Genomic DNA, 2787 nt, shown 5'->3' with positions numbered 1-2787 from the left:
AGCCCATGTCTATGATGTATTAAAACAAGAAACTGTTTTTGAATATCCCATTGATGCAAAAACTTGTCAAAGTCTATGGGATTTAACTCTACAACATCATTTAGAACCGGGCTATACACAGCCTGACTTTGTGTGTTGTCATTCTTTGACACATGGCTATGAATTGGATGCGTTTAATTGCCAAGTGGAATATAAAGAAATTGAGAATTGTTTGTTTGAGGGATCGGTTTGTAAATTCAGTGTATCCGATACCAAAGAAAAACTGGATATGTATTTTGAAGATTTAAAAAAAGAAATGGAAAGTCAATATGATGTCATTGCGATTCGTTCAACACCTTATATGGCGGATGTCGTTTCTTCAAGTGTTGACAAATACAAAACATGTGATCGATTATTGAAAGAAATCCATCATACATGGGATGAAGTCACTTGTATTGGCGATGGTGTATCGGATGTTGAATGTATTCAAGCTTCAAAATTAGGGGTTACTTTAGAAAATGGAAAAAAAGAATGCAAAAGTGTTGCTGATTTAATAGTGCCTTCTTGTTTTGAAGACGGATGCTTAGAATGGCTGGATCAATTGTTGTATGGAAATTAGACATCAAATCAGTGCACAAGAATTTTTAGAACTCAGAAAAAGTGTACAATGGAAAGAAGTTTCTTTAGAAATATTAGAACAAGCTCTTTGTCATTCCATGGACGTAGTTGGCATCTATGAAAACAATACAATCGTTGGCATGGCTCGCTTAGTAGGCGATGGCTGTTTCAAGGCGATGTTAACGGATGTAATTGTCAAACCTTTCTTTCAAAAGAAAGGCTATGGAAAAATATTAATAAAAGAAATATTAAAACATGTGTCTTCCAATGTCTGCATTGAAGCCAATCCAACAAAAGGAAACATTGACTTTTATGTATCTTGTGGATTTATTTACAATCCCAATGAACAAGAAGGCGTATATTTATGGACAAAAAAACAGTAGTGAAAAGCTACTGTTTATATTTTTGGGCTGTTTTTTCGTCAACCAATGCGAAATGTTTTTGACTCAATTCTTCATATTTCTTGGCATTTTCCATGTCTTTTTTATTTTTATAAATCAAAGAAATTAAGAATTCATTGACACCTTTTTGTTCATCTTCCAATTCTTCTAATTCCTTTAATAAAGGACGAAGATCCTTGTCATTTTTAAGAATATAAATATTATAGACACGATTCGCCTCTAATTTCATTCGATCGTTATTTAATTTCTGAATTAAATCTAAATATTTTTTTGTATTTCTTTTATCCAGTAATCCAACATAATAATTAAATGCCTTCATGTAGTAGTGTTCTTTTTGAGAAGGCGTTAAAGGAAGAGAAATAATTTCTTCAAACAATTGACTGGTTTGTGCTTTGTTTTGTTGAACAATAGCCGCATTTAATTTCATGTCCAGTATACTCATCTTTGTTAGAAGTGTCTTTACTTTTGTGGTTTCGATTTCTTTTTCAAAAGAAGCAAAGTTTCCGTTTTCTAAATACGAAACCAGCTGTTTGTATGTAGATTTTTTTAAAGTAGAAATAATGGCATACATAACAATTGCCACAACAACAATAATCGCAATAATTTTCATGATAAATCCTCGTTTTTCTTTCTGTTTTATTATATCAAATTCAAATATTGAAGTGTGTTTTTACTAAAAAGTATAAAAACATTGTATAATAAGATAACAAAAGAACTTGCTTCTGGGTTTAGAATGAAAGCAGTTGGAGGTAACAAAAATGATTATTCAAAGTAAGAGAGTTTGGATTGCCGGGCAATTTATGGAAGCTCAAATTGAAATGGAGAATGACAAAATTGTCGATGTTTTAGAGTATGGAAAAAAAGAAGTCGATGTGGATTATGGAAATGATCGCATTGTGCCTGGTTTTATTGATATTCATACACATGGATATGATACATGGGATACAAATGATGCCACACCAGAAGGATTGCGTCATTGGATGAAGTCCATTACAAGTGAAGGTGTTACAGGAATTTGTCCAACAACAATTACTCAAAGTCATGAAGTATTATCGAATGCGGTAAAAAATGTAGCACGTGTTGTAGAAGAAGGATATGAAGGGGCTGAAATTTTAGGTATTCATTTTGAAGGGCCTTATCTAGATCAGAAATATAAAGGAGCTCAGCCTGAGCAATATTGTATTCCAGCTGATGTAGAAGAATTTAAACAATATCAGGAAGATGCCAAGGGATTGATTAAAGTCATTACGATGGCTTGTGAACACGACAAAGATTTTGCCTTAACAAAATATTGTGCACAACATGGTGTTTTAGTCAGTCAAGGACATTCTGGAGCAACGTATGAACAAGCTGTTATGGCAATTGCACATGGGGCTATGTCTATGACTCATGTATTTAATGGAATGACACCTTTCCATCATCGTAATCCAGGATTGGTAGGTGCTGCGATGCGTATTCGTGATGTATATGGTGAAGTGATTTGTGATGGAAATCATTCAAATGTGAATGCATTAAATAATTATTATATGGCAAAAGGAAAAGACCATGTCATTATGATTACCGATGCCTTAATGGCAAAGGGTTGTCCAATTGGAAGCAAGATGTTATTTGGTGGACAGGAAATTGAAGTTTATCCAGATGGAAGTGCGCATTTAACTTCGACAAAAGGATTGGCAGGTAGTACGTTACAAGTCAATCGTGGTTTACAAGTGGTTGTAGAAAAAGCCGGGGTTCCATTTGATTATGCCATTAATTCTTGTACATTGAATCCAGCTCGTGCTTTACGTAT

General features: G+C 33.7%; 4 protein-coding genes. 3 read left to right on the top strand and 1 reads right to left on the bottom strand.

What is annotated here, in order from left to right:
• Positions 1 to 598 (top strand): HAD hydrolase family protein (locus ACI32A_RS02695; RefSeq protein ID WP_439753483.1); only part of this gene is annotated, 598 nt, incomplete at its 5' end.
• Entirely contained in the window at positions 588 to 980 is a 393-nt protein-coding gene (locus tag ACI32A_RS02690) for a GNAT family N-acetyltransferase (protein ID WP_439753482.1), read from the top strand. The genes ACI32A_RS02695 and ACI32A_RS02690, both read left to right, overlap by 11 nt.
• 7 nt (positions 981 to 987) lie before the next feature.
• Here the strand turns inward: ACI32A_RS02690 and ACI32A_RS02685 are convergent, their stop codons facing one another.
• Positions 988 to 1608, bottom strand: coding sequence for a hypothetical protein (locus ACI32A_RS02685; protein ID WP_439753481.1), 621 nt, complete (start codon positions 1606 to 1608; stop codon positions 988 to 990).
• Between the two features lie 148 nt (positions 1609 to 1756).
• Here ACI32A_RS02685 and nagA point away from each other — a divergent pair.
• The coding region (gene nagA / locus ACI32A_RS02680) for an N-acetylglucosamine-6-phosphate deacetylase (protein ID WP_439753480.1) at positions 1757 to 2787 on the top strand (1031 nt) is incomplete at its 3' end.

Origin of the sequence: Floccifex sp. (genome assembly GCF_051873555.1) — a bacterium.
Taxonomy (GTDB): domain Bacteria; phylum Bacillota_I; class Bacilli_A; order Erysipelotrichales; family Erysipelotrichaceae; genus Floccifex.
Note: the sequence above shows the minus strand (reverse complement) of the source record. Positions and strands in the feature narration are given on the sequence as shown.